The sequence below is a fragment of the Methylomonas paludis genome (genome assembly GCF_018734325.1).
Lineage (GTDB): Bacteria > Pseudomonadota > Gammaproteobacteria > Methylococcales > Methylomonadaceae > Methylomonas > Methylomonas paludis.
Genome location: NZ_CP073754.1, coordinates 473189 through 488880, shown reverse-complemented (window position 1 = coordinate 488880; position 15692 = coordinate 473189). Strand labels below are relative to the sequence as shown.

General features: G+C 49.9%; 15 protein-coding genes and 1 other RNA gene. 10 read left to right on the top strand and 6 right to left on the bottom strand.

Going from position 1 to position 15692, the window contains the following annotated elements:
• Window positions 1–142: 142 nt before the first annotated feature.
• The 5 genes from KEF85_RS02300 to KEF85_RS02280 form a co-directional block, all read right to left on the bottom strand.
• Window positions 143–520: a hypothetical protein gene (locus KEF85_RS02300; RefSeq protein WP_215583133.1), complete on the bottom strand. Its 378-nt coding sequence runs from the start codon at window positions 518–520 to the stop codon at window positions 143–145.
• A gap of 540 nt (window positions 521–1060) precedes the next feature.
• Complete coding sequence (locus tag KEF85_RS02295) at window positions 1061–2176, bottom strand: lytic transglycosylase domain-containing protein (RefSeq protein ID WP_246535020.1); 1116 nt, start codon at window positions 2174–2176, stop codon at window positions 1061–1063.
• 231 nt (window positions 2177–2407) lie between these two features.
• Window positions 2408–3616 carry a 2-octaprenyl-6-methoxyphenyl hydroxylase gene (ubiH, locus tag KEF85_RS02290; protein ID WP_215583132.1) on the bottom strand — a complete coding sequence of 403 codons (1209 nt, stop codon included), beginning with the start codon at window positions 3614–3616 and terminating at the stop codon, window positions 2408–2410.
• A gap of 2 nt (window positions 3617–3618) precedes the next feature.
• Window positions 3619–4929, bottom strand: a complete 1311-nt coding sequence (gene pepP / locus KEF85_RS02285) for a Xaa-Pro aminopeptidase (protein WP_215583131.1) — start codon at window positions 4927–4929, stop codon at window positions 3619–3621.
• A gap of 13 nt (window positions 4930–4942) precedes the next feature.
• A complete protein-coding gene (locus KEF85_RS02280; RefSeq protein ID WP_246535019.1) occupies window positions 4943–5491 on the bottom strand; it encodes a UPF0149 family protein in 549 nt (182 codons plus the stop codon).
• 90 nt (window positions 5492–5581) lie between these two features.
• Here KEF85_RS02280 and KEF85_RS02275 point away from each other — a divergent pair, with 90 nt between their 5' ends.
• From KEF85_RS02275 to ssrS, 3 genes are all read left to right on the top strand, one after another.
• Window positions 5582–5809, top strand: a complete 228-nt coding sequence (locus KEF85_RS02275) for a TIGR02449 family protein (protein WP_215583130.1) — start codon at window positions 5582–5584, stop codon at window positions 5807–5809.
• Window positions 5806–6108, top strand: coding sequence for a cell division protein ZapA (locus KEF85_RS02270; RefSeq protein ID WP_215583129.1), 303 nt, complete (start codon window positions 5806–5808; stop codon window positions 6106–6108). Before KEF85_RS02275 ends, KEF85_RS02270 begins: the two co-directional genes overlap by 4 nt.
• A 21-nt stretch (window positions 6109–6129) precedes the next feature.
• A non-coding RNA gene (ssrS, locus tag KEF85_RS02265) (6S RNA) lies at window positions 6130–6309 on the top strand.
• A gap of 76 nt (window positions 6310–6385) precedes the next feature.
• On the opposite strand, the gene KEF85_RS02260 is transcribed toward ssrS, so the two are convergent.
• Window positions 6386–7291 (bottom strand): MerR family transcriptional regulator, encoded by a 906-nt coding sequence (locus KEF85_RS02260; protein WP_215583128.1) that lies wholly within the window; start codon window positions 7289–7291, stop codon window positions 6386–6388.
• A 90-nt stretch (window positions 7292–7381) separates the two neighbouring features.
• Between KEF85_RS02260 and KEF85_RS02255 the strand changes: the two genes are divergently transcribed.
• From KEF85_RS02255 to KEF85_RS02225, 7 genes are all read left to right on the top strand, one after another.
• Window positions 7382–8668: a sigma-70 family RNA polymerase sigma factor gene (locus tag KEF85_RS02255; protein WP_246535018.1), complete on the top strand. Its 1287-nt coding sequence runs from the start codon at window positions 7382–7384 to the stop codon at window positions 8666–8668.
• Between the two features lie 41 nt (window positions 8669–8709).
• Window positions 8710–9867 carry an FtsH protease activity modulator HflK gene (gene hflK, locus KEF85_RS02250; RefSeq protein ID WP_215583127.1) on the top strand — a complete coding sequence of 386 codons (1158 nt, stop codon included), beginning with the start codon at window positions 8710–8712 and terminating at the stop codon, window positions 9865–9867.
• Window positions 9864–10730: a protease modulator HflC gene (hflC, locus tag KEF85_RS02245; protein WP_215579947.1), complete on the top strand. Its 867-nt coding sequence runs from the start codon at window positions 9864–9866 to the stop codon at window positions 10728–10730. The genes hflK and hflC overlap by 4 nt, the downstream gene beginning before the upstream one ends.
• Before the next feature lie 123 nt (window positions 10731–10853).
• Window positions 10854–12752 carry an ATP-dependent zinc metalloprotease FtsH gene (ftsH, locus tag KEF85_RS02240; protein WP_215583126.1) on the top strand — a complete coding sequence of 633 codons (1899 nt, stop codon included), beginning with the start codon at window positions 10854–10856 and terminating at the stop codon, window positions 12750–12752.
• 142 nt (window positions 12753–12894) lie between these two features.
• Entirely contained in the window at window positions 12895–13323 is a 429-nt protein-coding gene (locus KEF85_RS02235) for a hypothetical protein (protein WP_215583125.1), read from the top strand.
• Window positions 13320–14231, top strand: a complete 912-nt coding sequence (locus KEF85_RS02230; RefSeq protein ID WP_215583124.1) for a TIGR01777 family oxidoreductase — start codon at window positions 13320–13322, stop codon at window positions 14229–14231. Before KEF85_RS02235 ends, KEF85_RS02230 begins: the two co-directional genes overlap by 4 nt.
• Window positions 14232–14236: 5 nt before the next feature.
• Window positions 14237–15610, top strand: coding sequence for a cryptochrome/photolyase family protein (locus KEF85_RS02225; RefSeq protein WP_215583123.1), 1374 nt, complete (start codon window positions 14237–14239; stop codon window positions 15608–15610).
• Window positions 15611–15692: the final 82 nt, after the last annotated feature.

Here is a 15692-nt window from a genome sequence, read left to right as displayed (position 1 = left end):
TTAACTCGGCGGATTATGGCTAAAAATGGGAGGGGGTTTGCGGAGGATTCCGGTTCCCGTAGAAATTACGGGAACCAGTTACGCCATAACTCAAATCCAGTGCCGCAACTACTTTTAGTAGGCAGCGACTAGATAGCCTACCTTAGTGGGCAGCGTTATAAACGACAAACATTTCTTTGTAGAAACCTAAGGCTTTTTTCAGGCTGGTCAGGGCGTTAGCATCACCTTTTTCCAGTTCTTCACGGCCGATTCTCAGTGCATCGCCGGCTTTTTGACGCAAACGCTCGGTTTGCTCATAACGGAATTCTTTTTGTGATTGACGTACTTCACCCAATAATTGCAGAACTTGAGCTTTATCGCCGCCTTTTTCCAGCAGAGCAACCGCTTCTTCGGTTTTAGCCAGAGTCAATTCGCCAGCAGCACGAACTTTAGCGTCGCCTGCACTGTTAGCCAGGGCAGCGCCAGAAACCATCGCCGACATCATCAATAAAGCGGTTAAGGTTTTTTTAAAAATTTTCATTGTTAACATCCCATACATTAATATTTAAGTGTTTAAATTACCCTATTAAAAATGCCATTATTGAAAACATTTTTTAATAGCTTGCTTTATTATTTATGGCAATTTTAGCCAACATAAATTTGGCGGCGAAAACCATAAAAATAAAGCGGTATAAATCAATAGTTGCGTTGCCTGCTCAGTTTTGGACTTAACATTACAACTCTGTCTGAATACGTATTTGGCACTTAAATTGCCAAAAATCCAGCAGTCAAGTGTATTTTAGTTATGATTTGGGAAAATCGAAAACAGGCTATGCTTTTGATTTATATCAATTTCACTAAAATAAGTACGGATTCAGGCCAATTTAATTGATTTAAACTTCTTAAATAATAACACATAAATATTAATTATTTATTACGCGCCCAAATAAATAAAAACCATAAATTAAGTAGTAAATTTATTGGCGCCGGGCAATAATGCCGTGAATGATTCCTCTCCGGCAAAAAACCTGTGAAACTTAAATGCAAACTCACCAAGACACATAGACAGACCAGATTTTGGCTATTTGTATGCCAGCAATTGACTGTTGTCGCCAGGGGTCTCGTATAGGATACCCTCGCTATAATATTGCTGGGGATTGCTGGCGATTTCCCGAGCAGCTAAAAACTGGGCGTAATAGTTGCGGGAAGCAAAGCCAAAGGCAGGGCCATCGTACTGCTCGACTATCCGGGTAAAATCCGGGCCGATTTGATTCTGGGCGCGTTTCATGCCGCCGATACCATGATTGTATGAAGTAACTGCCGTCGGCCAATTACCAAGCTTACCGTAGGCGTGACTAAGATAACGGGCCGCACCATTAGCGGAGACAATCGGATCCATGCGTCTATCGACGCTATCATGGCCAGGTATAAAAGTTTTGGCCGCCGATTTGGTAAATTGCCACAAACCTACCGCGCCCGCCGAAGATTTAGCCGCTACCTGAAAGGACGATTCGACATGGGGCAGATAGGCAAAGTCTTCCGGCAAACCCGCTTCTCGGAAAATTTTTCTAAACTGCCGATCATAACGACCGCTGATCTCCAGGCCGCGCTTAAAGCGTTCGCGAGTGCCGCGTTGAGTCCGCACCCTATCACTGGCACCATTGATAAAGCTGAGGGGTTTACCGGTACTTTCATATTTATTGATAACATGCCGGTCATGAGCATTAAGCTCAGCGCCATAACGCAATTTGGCTTCCAAACCAGCCAGCTGGCTTTTCCAGTATTCGCGGCGCTGACTGACAAATTCTTTCTGTTCGATTGTTAATCCTTCGCCAACATTGCCCGGCACCGTTACCACTTCATAAACGATATCCAGATAACGGTCATCATGCACCGCCACCTGGGAGCGCGGCCAGATTGCATAGGTTTTACGCCAAAAATCGACAGCCGGTTCCAAGGCCATAGGCTTGGGGAAAACGCCGGAATAAACGACTTTACTGTGATCAACACTATTATGTTCTGTGAATTGGGAGCGCTGCTGGGGTCGTTGCGCGATAACATCCGGCTTGACCAGACTCAGATTATCTTTTTTGGGAGAAGAACTGCCACATGCATTCAGTAACAGCATTAACCCCAGTAAGAACAGATAACGCAGAGGGGCTTGCTTGGTTTTCAGTCTGGTTATAAGTTTAAACATAGATTGGCTTCCTGATTAACAATTCAGTTACAAGCAAAAGAAAGTCTTTTTGATTTCAGTTAATTGTAGCGCCAATTTCAATTTTATGTGAAGGAAATTACCAACATTCTTGCCGGACATTCTGCCCGGCAAGACATTAATCCGCTATCGCGGCATTGCCTAAAGCTTTGCGGCCTGGTATTTGCCAAGCAAAATCCTTACTCGACTGATTTTAAGTGCCGGCCTTTTGCTTTAACCAGCCCCAATACTGGGCAAGCGCCCAGCCAAGCCCATGGCATGTTTACCCAATAATTGCTTGGCATTGGGCAACTGATCCAGCAAGGTCAAACCGGCATTTCTGAGTGCCGCCAATGCTAAACGATCATTGGAAAAAACTTTTACTAATTGATTGGTAAAACCGATGGTTTTGTCATGATCGCGCTGACGCTGTTTGGCATAACGCTGCAGGCGTTCGGCATCACCCAAATCCCCCTGCTGATGGTGTTGTTCTATCAACATTTCCGCGAGCAGAGCTACATCGCGGATACCCAGATTGAACCCTTGACCGGCCACTGGATGCAGTTGATGAACGGCATTGCCGATAATGACGGCCCGCCCGGACACCATGCTTTGGGCACGAATCAAATTCAATGGAAACGCCCGGCGCGGTGCGCAAAGCTGTAAAGCCCCTAGCCGGTAGCCGAAACAGGCTTGTAATTCGCTCAAGAAGTCGGCTTCTCCGCCGCTCTGCAGGGCCATCGCCTGCTCGTGGCTGCGCGTCCAGACCAGCGCGGACTTTCTACCGGCCAAGGGCAGTAAGGCCAGCGGCCCGGCCGCCGTAAAACGCTCGAAGGCCGTATTCTGATGAGGCAGCGTGGTTTCCAGGGTCGTAACCAGGGCGGTCTGGCCGTATTCGGTGATCTGCAGGGGAATCTCCAGCAATTTGCGCACTGTCGATTGGCCACCATCGGCGCCGACCAGTAACCGGGCGGAAAGATTGACGGCCTGGCCCTGCTGTTTCAAGCTGACATTAACCGCATCTGCACCACTGCTCAAACCGGCCACTCTGGTATCGTAAAAGCAATCGAGACCGGATTGGGCCACCAGTTCGGCCATATGGTCTTCTATATCCCGCGCCACGATCACATATCCCAGCGCCTCCACACCCTGTTCTGCAGCGGACAAACGGGTTTTGCCGAAATGGCCCTGATCCGACACATGAATATGTTTAATGGCTGTGGCTTTGTGGGCTATTGCCTCCCAGGCATTGAGGGCCTGCAATAATTGCACGGTGCCGGCGGCCAGCGCCAAAGCCCGATCCCCCTGTACCGATTCATGCATCTGTCTGCGGCTATTAGCTTCGAGTATGGCAATTTTTAAGCCGGTGTGCTGCAAAGCCAGACCCAGACAGTTACCGGCCAGACCGGCACCCACTATAATCAGATCGTAATCATTTACCATAATCAATGCCTCAGCATCAGGGCTTCGATGTCGGCTATGCTTTTCGGCACCTTGTGCGTCAATATCTCATGACCGCCGGGGGTAACCAGGACATCGTCTTCGATACGAATACCAATACCACGCCAGCATTCATCGACGGTGGTACAGGAGGCTGGAACATATAAACCCGGCTCTACGGTTAAAACCATGCCTGGTTCCAGCAAGCGCCATTCGTCACTGATTTTATAGTCGCCAACATCATGCACGTCCATACCCAACCAATGCCCAATCCGATGCATATAAAATTGTTTGTAGCTTTCATCCTTGATGAGTTTGCTGACTTTGCCCTGTAACAGGCCCAGTTCGACCAGCCCTTTGGTGAGGGTTTGCACTGATGCTTCATGCGCTTTGTGCCAGGCCACACCCGGCTGGATTTGTGCCAAAGCAGCGGCCTGAGCGTCCAGCACCAGTTGATAAAGCCGGCGTTGCGGTTCAGAAAATGTTCCAGACACTGGAAAAGTGCGGGTAATATCGGCGGCGTAATGATCGCATTCGGCACCGGCATCAATCAGCAATAAATCACCGGCCTTTAATTTGTCTTTGTTTTCGACATAATGCAGCACGCAGGCATTGTTACCGCCGGCCACAATTGAAGGATAAGCCACAGCACGCAGGCCGTTATGGGCAAATTCGTGCAACAGTTCTGCTTCTACCTGATATTCATAAACCCCGGCCTGACTGTAACGCATGGCGCGAATATGGGCCTGGGCGGAGATATCGGCAGCCCGGCGCAGCAGTTTGACTTCTTCCGCCGATTTAAACAGCCGCATTTCATGGACCAGATGATCCAGAGAGGCCAATTCGCCGGGAGCGCTGACGCCAGAGCGGGATTGTTTACGGATATGATTAATCCAATCCAATAATTTATGATCCAGTTCGCTGTCTTTACCCATGGGATAAAACACTTTGGCTTTGTTTTCCAGCAATCCCGGCAAAATGTCGTCCAGATCGTCAATTGGAAACGAATCATTGGCGCCATAATGCTGGGTAGCACCTTCCAAGCCGGCATGCGCACCTTCCCAAAGGGCTTTTTTCTCGTCAAACTCCCGGCAAAACAAGACATATTCGCCCTGTTTGCGCCCAGGAATAAACACTGCCAGCGATTCTGATTCGTTAAATCCGGTCAGATAATAAAAATCGCTATCCTGGCGATACGGGTAATGCACATCACGATTCCGGGTGCGCTGGGGAGCGCTGGCAATGATGGCAATATTGCCTATGCCAATCTGTTGCATCAGCGCGGTACGGCGTTTTTTAAATTCGCTTTGTTTCATGAGGCTAACCAGGTTAATGACTCTGAACAGGTAAGGTTTCCGGAAAATAATCCTTGACGGTTAACACTGCCGTCCGCAGGTATTCGCGCAATTCCATCAGCGCATTGGCATCCTCATCGTCACCATTTTCAATATTGGTGTCTAGTTTGGTGATTTCGACGATATCCTGCATGATTTCTGCCACTTCGCCGGGCCAGGCGACCTGTGAGCGCAGATAGCCGACCCCAAACAAAAAGCCCAGGCACCAGGCGCGCAAGGCTTCGCTCTGCTCGGCCAAGGGCTCATCATCGTCCGGCAGCAGCAAGTCGAAACCAAATTCGTCCAGCCCATTGGCCAACACTTTACGGGTTTTTTCGAACAAGTCCAACAAGGGCTCGGTATATTGTGCCGGAATATCGGCGTAATCACTGAGTATCAGTTGCAACCAGTTGTCGGCATCAGCCTGAATGGCGATAGATAACATGCCAACCGCGACGCCATGAGCTTCGGCGGCCTCAAAATCGGCGTCCAAACTGATCAGTATTTCAGAAATGCTTTGATACCCCATCTGTATATTATTCACTTTTGCTAATATGCTGATTAAAAAACGCGCTTATGCTAACATTGTTAATGATAATCTTGGCTTTTAATCCATCCTGCCATCAATTTACTTATGCCTGCTTCAGAAACCCCCTCATTGATTGAATTGGCTGCTCTGGAAGCTAAAATTGACCAGTTGATTGAGCAATATCTGTTGATTAAAAACGAGAACAAGTCTCTAAAAATCAAACAGGATGCCTTGGTTAAAGAAAAAGCCAAGCTGCTGGAAAAAAACACACAGGCCAAAACGCAAATTGAAGCCATGTTAGCCCGTCTGAAAGCGATGGAAAACGATACATGAACAAGCCTATTATCAATGCCGTTTCTTTAAATATTCTCGGCACCGAATACAAAATAGCCTGTGACAAGTCCGAACAGGATGAACTGATCCGTTCTGCCACTGAGCTGGACAAACAAATGCGCAAAATTCGCGATACCGGCAAAGTGATAGGTACCGATAAGATTGCGGTTCTGGCGGCGTTGAATATGGCGTATGAACCGATTTCAGCAGAAGCCGATATTAATCCCAACGACAGCGCCATCAGCGAACGATTGCTGGAATTACGCCTAAAAATAGAAAAGGTTTTAGAAAATCTGTAAAACTGTATAGAATACCTACCCTATCTCCTGCGGCGTTCGAGCAGTGCTGGGTGTTTCCTGAACCTATTTTTACCCCGGAAACTTTTTACCTTTCATGGTGTGCATGCCTGTTTTTTTCAGGAAGCCTGATTGACTGGATTTGTTTCCACTTGAACCTTCGGTTCAAGGACGAAAGCACGAGACGGCGCAGGCGGGAGATTCTTCAAATTGATCAATGATGATCAGCGGCTTTGGCAATAAGCTGCTTTTCCTGCAGTACTAATCCAAGGCATTATCTTCACTCCCGCACCCCAACCCGCCAACGTACGGCTTTGCTGTAAAAACCATCAATATTCGCGATCATCTCACAATACCGGGCCAAATCCGGATACTGGCCTTGCCAATATTCTACGCCGTGCCCACCCAACCAAATATTAAATTTTTCTGCTTTTGCCGCTGTTACTACCGCATTCAAGGCGGCTTCGGTTTCTGGCTCAGGCGGGGTTTTTATCAAACTTAACACAATAATATCGACTTTCAGCTTGCGGGCGGCATCCAGCATATCGGCGGCAGGGACACTAGGGCCAAGATAGTAGCAGTTGTAGTGCTGTTCGGCAGCCAGCAAACAACACATCAAAATCCCGAATTCATGACGATCCCCGCTGGGCGTGGCAAACAGTATGCCGGGCCGATTGGCGGAAATGCTGCGGATATTGTTAACCATGCCCAGCAGGATACGCTTTACACAAGCTGAAAACATGTGTTCCTGGGCAACATTGATTTTTCCTTCGTGCCACAGTTCTCCAACACTGGTCAGAGTCGGACTGAGTATATCGCGCAGATAAACCAGCGGCTCACTTGCCAACAGCGCCCGTTTCAGCAACTGCTCGCAGCGGTCTATTCGATAATCCTGCAAGGCCTGGACAATTTGTTCGGTAAAAGCCAGCGTATGATCGGTTACAACAGTGGCTGGAAGCGACAGCTTCTGTAGTTCTTCTACACTCAAACCGGACAATTTGCTGATGGCATGACCCTGCCGGGTCAAATCCGCCAACAGCAGCAGTTTTTCCAAATCCAGCTGGGAATAAAAACGATGAGCATTTTCATCACGCTGCGGAACTATTATCCGATAGCGGCGCTCCCATGCTCGTAGGGTTTCTGGTCCGAGGCCAGTCAATGAGGCAATTGCTTTGATCGAATACATTGTTTAAGTTTTGTATAAGTTTTTTATTTGACAAACATTGTACATTGAGATAACTTTATCGCCAACTTAATTCTTGCTCGTGGGAATATCATGGCACTACTAGAATTTTATCCATTACAAAAAAGAACTGTTGCTCCATTGGCAGACCTGTCATTGTCTAGTGCGGAGTTACGCCAAAAGCCGGATCAGACGCCTAAAAACCGCGTGTCCAGCCGTGCCGCCAACAGCGCTGCCAAGCAGGATGCAGACCTGAATGCCGCGCAACAACTGGCGACAACGATGGAACTGGCCAGACAACAACTGCAACAATTACTGCTGCAAAATAATCTGGCCTGCCAATTAATGTCCGCACAATTAGCCAAAACCGGCAGTGAGGATGGTGACGACAACATCAATTACAAAACCTTGACAAGCTTGTGCAACAGTATTGTACAAAACAATGACTCTGTACAGGGTAATGTACCAAGTTCAGGTGAGTTTAGGACCGCTTCAGACACTACCATTGAACTGCTGGGCAGCTGCCATTTTTACTCAGCTTATCTGATCCAACTGACTGAGCCGATTATTAGCCAAAAGCACCCCGAACCATCCAGTAGTGACGCACTTTATAAAAAGCAGGTGTTAAAAAGCCGTTATCAATTACAAGCGTTGCGCGAACAAATGATTGTGTCTAATACCGGCCTGGTAGCATTTATTGCCCATAAGTATAAAACCACACAGCTGAGTTTTGATGATCTGATGCAGGAAGGTATGGTGGGGCTGATTAAGGCGGTTGACCGCTTCGACCCCAATCGCGGCATCTGTTTTTCCACTTATGCGGTTTTCTGGATCAAGCAGGCTATTTCCCGGCTGATCGTGAAACAGGACCGAGTGGTAAGGCTGCCGATCGCTCTGGCCGAGAAAGCTTCTGCCGTTTTTGAAGTGATGCGCAATTGTTATCTGGAACACAATCGCTGGCCCAGCCAAGCGGAACTGGAAAAGGAATGCGATTTAAGCGTGGAAGAAATAAAAACGGTCAGTAGTTATTTTCAGGCGACCCATTCTCTGGATGCCGCCATTTCCGAAGAAAATGACGATTTGACTCTAATGGATAGCCTGCAGCAACAACAGTTTTCGCTACCTTTGTCTGAATTGATTGATAACAACCTGAATTTATATATAGAGAATGTGGTTGCCAGCCTGCCGGAAAAGGAAGCGACCATTCTGAATATGCGCTTTGGCTTGAAAAATCATACCGAAATGACTCTTCAGGCTATTGCCGATCAATTACAAGTGACTAGGGAGCGTGTCAGACAAATACAAAACCAAGCCTTAAAAAAACTAAAAGAACAGTTTGGCTACGATCTGGTGCTTTTTCTTGAGCCGAATGACAGCTGAGAAATGACCAGAGCCTAGTCACTTTAATAAGAGGAGTTACCATGTCTACAGAAAAACCTAACACCAGCAAACCCACTCCGCCACCCGATTGGAAAGCGGAGATTGATAAGCACTGGCAACGCCTGAGCCAGCGCGGCAGTGACTTTTATCAATCCCATCAGCAACTGTTTGGGGTGCAGAAAGTGGCGGCAGTAGCCGGTGCCGGGCTGCTGGTGGCCTGGCTGGGCAGCGGCTGGTATATTGTCGATCAGGGCAACCGAGGCGTGGTCAGCCGGTTTGGCGCTTATGCCGACACCACCTTGCCCGGCCTGAACTGGCATTGGCCGCTGCCGCTGGAAAGCGTGAAAGTGGTGAATGTGGAACAGCAACGCTTTATCGAAGTGGGCTACCGCGATTCCGGACGCTTTGCCAAAGCCGCCAATATTCCCCAGGAGTCGCTGATGCTGACCCGGGATGAGAACATCATCAATGTCCGGTTGGCGGTGCAGTATCAGATCAATAATGCCAAAGACTATCTGTTCAATGTCAAAGACAGCGAAGCCACTTTGAAACAACTGACCGAAAGCGTGGAACGCGCCGTGATCGGCCAGCATGATATGGATTTTGTATTGACCGAAGGTCGCAGCGAAATCGTGGCCGAAATCAAAAGTCAGATCCAGACCGCCATGGACCGCTATCAGGCCGGCATCACCATCGCCAGCGTCAACCTGCAAGACGCCCAGCCGCCTGAAGAAGTACAAGGGGCTTTTGAAGACGCCATCCGCGCCCGTGAAGACAAACAGCGCCTGATCAACGAAGCCGAAGCCTACAGCAACGAAATCCTGCCCAAAGCCCGTGGCGCCTCTGCCCGTTTACTCCAGGAAGCCGATGCGTACCAGGCCGAAAAAGTGGCTAAAGCCAAAGGCGAAACCGAACGCTTTGATCAACTTCTGGTGGAATACGAAAAAAATCCCGCCATTACCCGCAAACGCCTGTATCTGGAAGCCAAAGAAAAACTCTATAGCGGCAGTCGTAAAATCCTGATCGAATCCACCCAGAACGCCCCGCAATTCTACATGCCGCTGGCCAATGCCGAAGCCCAGGCCGCCGGCAGCAAACACCCCGTAGCTGACCTCGGCAGCCCGGACAACAGCGGCGAAGCCGCCCATAACCACAAAGCCGCCGCCCCCGAACTACGTCCCAGCCGGAGCAAACCATGAACAACAAAACTCTCAGCCTCATCATTCCGGCCAGTCTCACCGTATTACTGGCCGGCTACCTGTCAGTGTTCTATGTCGAACAGCACCAAAAAGCCATCCTGTTTCGGCTGGGTAAAATGGTCAGCACCGAATTTGCCCCTGGACTGCATATCAAAACCCCCATCATCAACAACGTCAGAACCTTTGACGCCCGAGTGCTGACCCTGGACACCAAATCCGAACGCTTCCTCACCTCCGAAAAAAAGAACGTCATCGTCGACTCCTTCGCCAAATGGCGCATCGGTGATGTCGGCTTGTTTTATACCACCGTCGGCGGCGACGAATACCAGGCCAACCTGCGTCTGGACCAGATCATGAAAGATGCCATGCGCGGCGAATTTGGCCTGCGCACCATCAAACAACTGATCACCGAAGACCGCAGCGAACTGGGCCAAACCCTGCTGGACAAACTCGCCCCGGTGGCCGGCAAATTCGGCATCGAACTGATCGACATTCGCATCAAACGCATCGACCTGCCGCCAGAAGTCAGCAGCTCCGTGTTTCAGCGCATGCGCGCCGAACGGGAAAGAGTGGCGCGGGAATTCCGCTCCCAGGGTGCCGAAAGCGCCGAACTGATCAGCGCCGAAGCCGACAAACAGCGCCAGATCCTGCTGGCCAACGCCCAGCGAGAAGCCGAAAACCGCCGAGGCCGGGCTGATGCCGAATCTGCAGAAATCTATGCGGCCAGCTACGGCAAGAACCCCGAGTTCTATGCGTTTTACCGCAGCCTGCAGGCTTATCAAACCGCCTTTGAAAAAACCGACGACACCCTGGTGTTAAAACCCGATTCGGATTTCTTCAGGTATTTTAATAACGAGAAATAAGGCTGACATCGGCGGACCGGTTGCGGTTTAAACCCTAGACCGGTCTGCCGAATATAATTTAATCAGTTATTCAGGCACAGCCCTGCCGGGCCTTAGTTTCTGAAATCTGCAGAGGTCATTATCATGTTAAAACATCTTGTCCGCTTTACCGTACTCACCGTGATTGGTGTGATACTTTTTAATTATTTTAATCGCCCTACCCCGCATTACGAGCAAAACTATAGTGTTACCTATTCTGACTTTATAGCGGACATTCGCAGCCACGCCATCGCCGAAGTGGTTATCGATGGTAATAATGTGGAAGGCCGCCGGCAAAGCGGTGAATATTTCAATACTTATAATCCCAATGATCCGCGCCTGATCGACGAATTGCTGGAATATGGGGTAAAAATCAAAGTTGAAAAACCCGAACAGCCTTCGACCATCATGCAAATAGTGATGTCCTGGGCGCCAACCTTATTATTGATTGCGGTATTTGTGTATTTCATGCGCAAACAACAGCAAATGGGCGCCGGCGGCCAGAACAGCTTTGGTAAAAGCCGGGCCAAGCTGATGGCGGAAGATCAGGTGAAGGTGCGTTTTACCGATGTGGCCGGAGTGGAAGAAGCCAAAGAAGATGTGGTGGAAATGGTGGACTTTCTGAAAGCCCCCGGCAAATATGAAGCCCTGGGCGGCAAGATTCCGCGCGGGGTGTTGATGGTGGGACCTCCCGGTACCGGTAAAACCCTGCTGGCCAGAGCCATTGCCGGCGAAGCCGGAGTACCGTTCTTTTCCATCTCCGGTTCCGACTTTGTGGAAATGTTTGTCGGTGTCGGCGCCTCCCGGGTGCGGGATATGTTTGAACAGGCCAAAAAGCGGGCGCCCTGCATTATTTTTATCGACGAAATCGATGCGGTAGGCCGGCAACGCGGGGCTTCCGGCATGGGGGGCGGTAATGATGAGCGTGAACAAACCCTGAACCAGTTACTGGTGGAAATGGACGGCTTTAGCGGCAATGAAGGCATTATTGTGATAGCCGCCACCAACCGTGCCGATGTGCTGGATAAAGCCCTGCTCAGACCGGGCCGGTTTGACCGGCAGGTGCAAGTGGGCTTGCCTGATCTGAAGGGCCGCGAACAAATCCTTAAAGTGCATGGTAACCGGGTACCTTTGGCCGATGATGTCAACATCAACGACCTGGCACGCGGTACCCCCGGTTTTTCCGGGGCCGAACTGGCCAATCTGATCAACGAAGGCGCTTTGTTTGCCGCACGTAACAACCAGCGGGTGGTGACCATGCAGAACCTGGACAAAGCCCGCGACAAAATGATCATGGGTGCCGAAAAGCGCACCATGGTCATGGGCCGGGAAGAACTGCTGATGACCGCTTACCATGAAGCCGGCCATGCCATTGTGGGCCGCAACGTACCTGAACACGACCCGGTGTACAAAGTCAGCATCATGCCGCGCGGCGGGGCTTTGGGCATTACCATGTTCTTGCCGGAACGCGACCAGTACAGCGCCAGCAAAGACAAACTGGAAAGCCAGATTGCCAGCCTGTTTGGTGGCCGGGTGGCTGAAGCCCTGATTTACGGCAAAAATAAAGTCACCACCGGGGCTTCCAACGACATCCAGCGTGCCACCCAGCTAGCCCGTAACATGGTCACCAAATGGGGCTTGTCCGACCGACTGGGGCCTATGGATTACGGCGATAACGAAGGCGGTTATATGGGCTCACAAGCCAAGCCGATGTCCGAACAGATGGCACAAATCATCGATGAAGAAATCCGTAAGGTGATAGACAGCAACTATTTACGGGCGGAAACCATACTCAAAGAGAATATGCAGATTCTGCACAATATGGCTCATGCTCTGCTCGATTGGGAAACCATTGATAAATTCCAGATTGATGAGTTGCTGCAGGGTAAGGTGCTGGCGCCGCCAGAACCGGAGCCGGAGCCGATAGAAATAGCCGAGCCAGTAGCGGCAGACAGTGACAGTACCGAGCCGGTAAACGATGTAGGACAATTGGCGCTATCCTGAGGACAGTCCAGGGTTGATAGGCAATATGTATATCAACCCTTAGTCCGACATGGCCTCTCAGCAGGAATTTATTTTCCTCCTCTATGTGCCCTTCAAAATGCAGTACTTCTGAAGGGCATTTTTTTGGCTATAGGTAATTATCATGCAGCAAAATATTAGTGTCGGCAAAAGTGTGAATTTACTCAGATGGATTTCTGTATTAAATTTTAATGCGGCTCTGTTGTTTTTATTGTACGTTAGCCTGACTTCTTTTCAGGGTGAGAGCCAGTTTTTTGCTGATGAAAGCGAACTGTATGGACCAATGATGGGTAATTTCCGCTTAATGCTGATTTATCTGTGTGTCACCGAAATTGCCGTGTACAGCTATTGCCGGCTGACGCAACAATTTCAGGGCATTCTGATCATGGGCATTTTTGTGCTACTGTTAATGGTGTCGATCGATTTTTACGGTTTTATCAATCAGGTACCGGTTGACGATAATTATAGTTGCCTGTTTTTATACTTGGGTTTATCCCATTTATGCTACGCAGGCATCCAGTTAAAACTACCCAAACCACACCCGCAACAATGAACAGCAAACATATTTTGATCACCGGCGGCAGCGGCTTTTTGGGCGCAGCTTTATGTGATTTATGGCTAAGACAAGGCTGGCAGATCACGGTGCTGAGCCGTAACCCGGCGGATGCCGCCAAACATCTGCACCCTGCCATTAAGATAACCACCAATCTGCAAACATTGTCTGCCGACAGCCGGTTTGACGTTATCGTAAATCTGGCCGGTGCCCCTATTTTTGGCGGACGCTGGAGTTTGGCCCGCAAGCTGTTATTGCGCGACAGCCGTATCGCCGGCACTGAAAACCTGCTGGCTTTTATCGCCGGCCTGAAGCAAAAGCCTGAAGTATTGTTGAGCGGCTCGGCCATTGGCATTTACGGCAATCGGGGGAATACCTTGTTAACCGAAGCCAGCCCCGGCAAGACAGATTTTTCCCAACAGCTTTGTTCTGACTGGGAAGCGGCGGCATTGCAAGCTGAAAACCTGGGGGTTCGGGTGTGTCTGATCAGAACCGGCCTGGTGCTGGACCAGCAAGGCGGTATGCTGCAGAACATGCTGCCGGCCTACCGGCTGGGGTTGGGCGGTAAACTGGGCAGCGGCCAACAATGGATGTCGTGGATTCACCGGAAAGATTGGCTGGCCGGGATGGATTTTTTAGTTCAGCACCCTGAGCTGTCCGGTCCCTTTAATTTTACCGCGCCGGCACCGGTGACCAATGCCGAGTTTTCCGCCGCTTTAGCCAAACAACTACACCGACCAGCCCTGTTAAACCTGCCCGCTCCGCTATTACAAGCTTTGTTGGGAGAAATGGCAGAACTTGTGTTAGGCAGTCAGCGCGTGAGTCCTGAACGGTTGCTGAGCAGCGGTTTCAGTTTTGCCTATCCTGCCCTGGAGGCCGCCTTGGCCGATATTTTTGGACCTCATTAAATCACATGTTTCGCTACCGCCTGTCGGCATTTATCTTTCGCCGCGACCTGCGGCTTGCAGATAACCGGGGCCTGAATGCGGCACTGGCCGCTTCTGAAAAGGTGTTACTGTGTTTTATTCTTGATCCGCGCCAAATTGAACCTCACCCTTATCAAAGCTTACCCGGCCTGCAGTTCATGCTGGAAGCGCTGGCTGATTTACAGCAGCAAGCCCACCAGCTGAACGGGGTTCTGTATCTGTTTAACGATCAACCGGAACAGGTGCTTAGCCGCTTACGGCAGGAACAGCAGATTGAGGCGGTATTTGTAAATCGTGATTACACGCCGTTCAGCCGCCATCGCGATGCTGATTTACAGCACTATTGCCGGCAAGCCGGGCTGGATTTTAACAGTTACGCCGATCTGTTACTCAATGAGCCGGAACAGGTGTTGAAAGATTCTAGGCAACCTTATCAGGTGTTTACCCCCTTCTACCGGCGCGCCCGGCAAATACCGGTGGCCTTACCGCAAACAGTCAGCACCGGCAAGTTTGTCCAGCACTATCCTGAGTATAAAGAACCGGACTGGTTAAAGCAGTTACAAACCTCGCACCATAATCCTTTTCGTGGTGGTCGCAGCCCGGCGCTGGCGATTTTGGAACACAAAGTCACGGAGTGCAGGGAGTATGCAGTGCAAAGGGATATTCCGGCGCTGGCCGCCACCAGCGGCTTATCGGCTTATCTTAAATTTGGTTGCTGTTCAGTTAGGGAAGCTTATTACGCCATTGCGCAGGAACTGGGATCGGAACACGGTTTGCTCAGGCAGTTGTACTGGCGAGATTTTTTTAGTCATATCGCCTTCCATTACCCGCATGTGTTTGGTCATGCCTTTCACCGCCAGTATGATGCCATCCCCTGGCAGAAAGATATGGATAGGTTTCAGGCCTGGAGCGAGGGACGCACCGGGTTTCCGATAGTGGATGCGGCGATGCGGGAATTGCGGGAAACCGGCTGGATGCATAACCGCTTGCGCATGATTACCGCCTCTTTTCTGGTGAAAGATCTGCATATCAGCTGGCGCTGGGGTGAGCGTTATTTTGCCCAGCAGTTGATTGATTATGACCCTTGCATCAACAACGGCAACTGGCAATGGGCGGCTTCAACCGGTTGTGATGCTCAGCCTTATTTTCGGATTTTTAACCCCTGGCTACAGCAACAGAAATTCGACCCGGATGGTGTTTACATCCGGCGCTGGCTGCCGGAATTGCGTGACTTAAGCCCTAAGCAAATAGATCAGCAGCGGGATGGCGGACTGGTTGGTGATTATCCGGGGCCGATGGTTGAGCATGGGGTACAGAGTGAGATCATTAAGGGATTGTTTAAGGCGGTGCAGAGTAGTTGATCAAATATGTTTTCCTGCTCAATCAGGCGGTAAATTTTAGGCAGGCTATTTCAGTAATCCCCTGCTAATAAAAATAAATATG

Coding starts and splice junctions, on each gene's coding strand:
- KEF85_RS02300 (WP_215583133.1), bottom strand. CDS start 520: ATGAAAATTTTTAAAAAAACCTTAACCGCTTTATTGATGATGTCGGCG.
- KEF85_RS02295 (WP_246535020.1), bottom strand. CDS start 2,176: ATGTTTAAACTTATAACCAGACTGAAAACCAAGCAAGCCCCTCTGCGT.
- ubiH (WP_215583132.1), bottom strand. CDS start 3,616: ATGGTAAATGATTACGATCTGATTATAGTGGGTGCCGGTCTGGCCGGT.
- pepP (WP_215583131.1), bottom strand. CDS start 4,929: ATGAAACAAAGCGAATTTAAAAAACGCCGTACCGCGCTGATGCAACAG.
- KEF85_RS02275 (WP_215583130.1), top strand. CDS start 5,582: ATGCCTGCTTCAGAAACCCCCTCATTGATTGAATTGGCTGCTCTGGAA.
- KEF85_RS02270 (WP_215583129.1), top strand. CDS start 5,806: ATGAACAAGCCTATTATCAATGCCGTTTCTTTAAATATTCTCGGCACC.
- KEF85_RS02260 (WP_215583128.1), bottom strand. CDS start 7,291: ATGTATTCGATCAAAGCAATTGCCTCATTGACTGGCCTCGGACCAGAA.
- KEF85_RS02255 (WP_246535018.1), top strand. CDS start 7,382: ATGGCACTACTAGAATTTTATCCATTACAAAAAAGAACTGTTGCTCCA.
- hflK (WP_215583127.1), top strand. CDS start 8,710: ATGTCTACAGAAAAACCTAACACCAGCAAACCCACTCCGCCACCCGAT.
- hflC (WP_215579947.1), top strand. CDS start 9,864: ATGAACAACAAAACTCTCAGCCTCATCATTCCGGCCAGTCTCACCGTA.
- ftsH (WP_215583126.1), top strand. CDS start 10,854: ATGTTAAAACATCTTGTCCGCTTTACCGTACTCACCGTGATTGGTGTG.
- KEF85_RS02235 (WP_215583125.1), top strand. CDS start 12,895: ATGCAGCAAAATATTAGTGTCGGCAAAAGTGTGAATTTACTCAGATGG.
- KEF85_RS02230 (WP_215583124.1), top strand. CDS start 13,320: ATGAACAGCAAACATATTTTGATCACCGGCGGCAGCGGCTTTTTGGGC.
- KEF85_RS02225 (WP_215583123.1), top strand. CDS start 14,237: ATGTTTCGCTACCGCCTGTCGGCATTTATCTTTCGCCGCGACCTGCGG.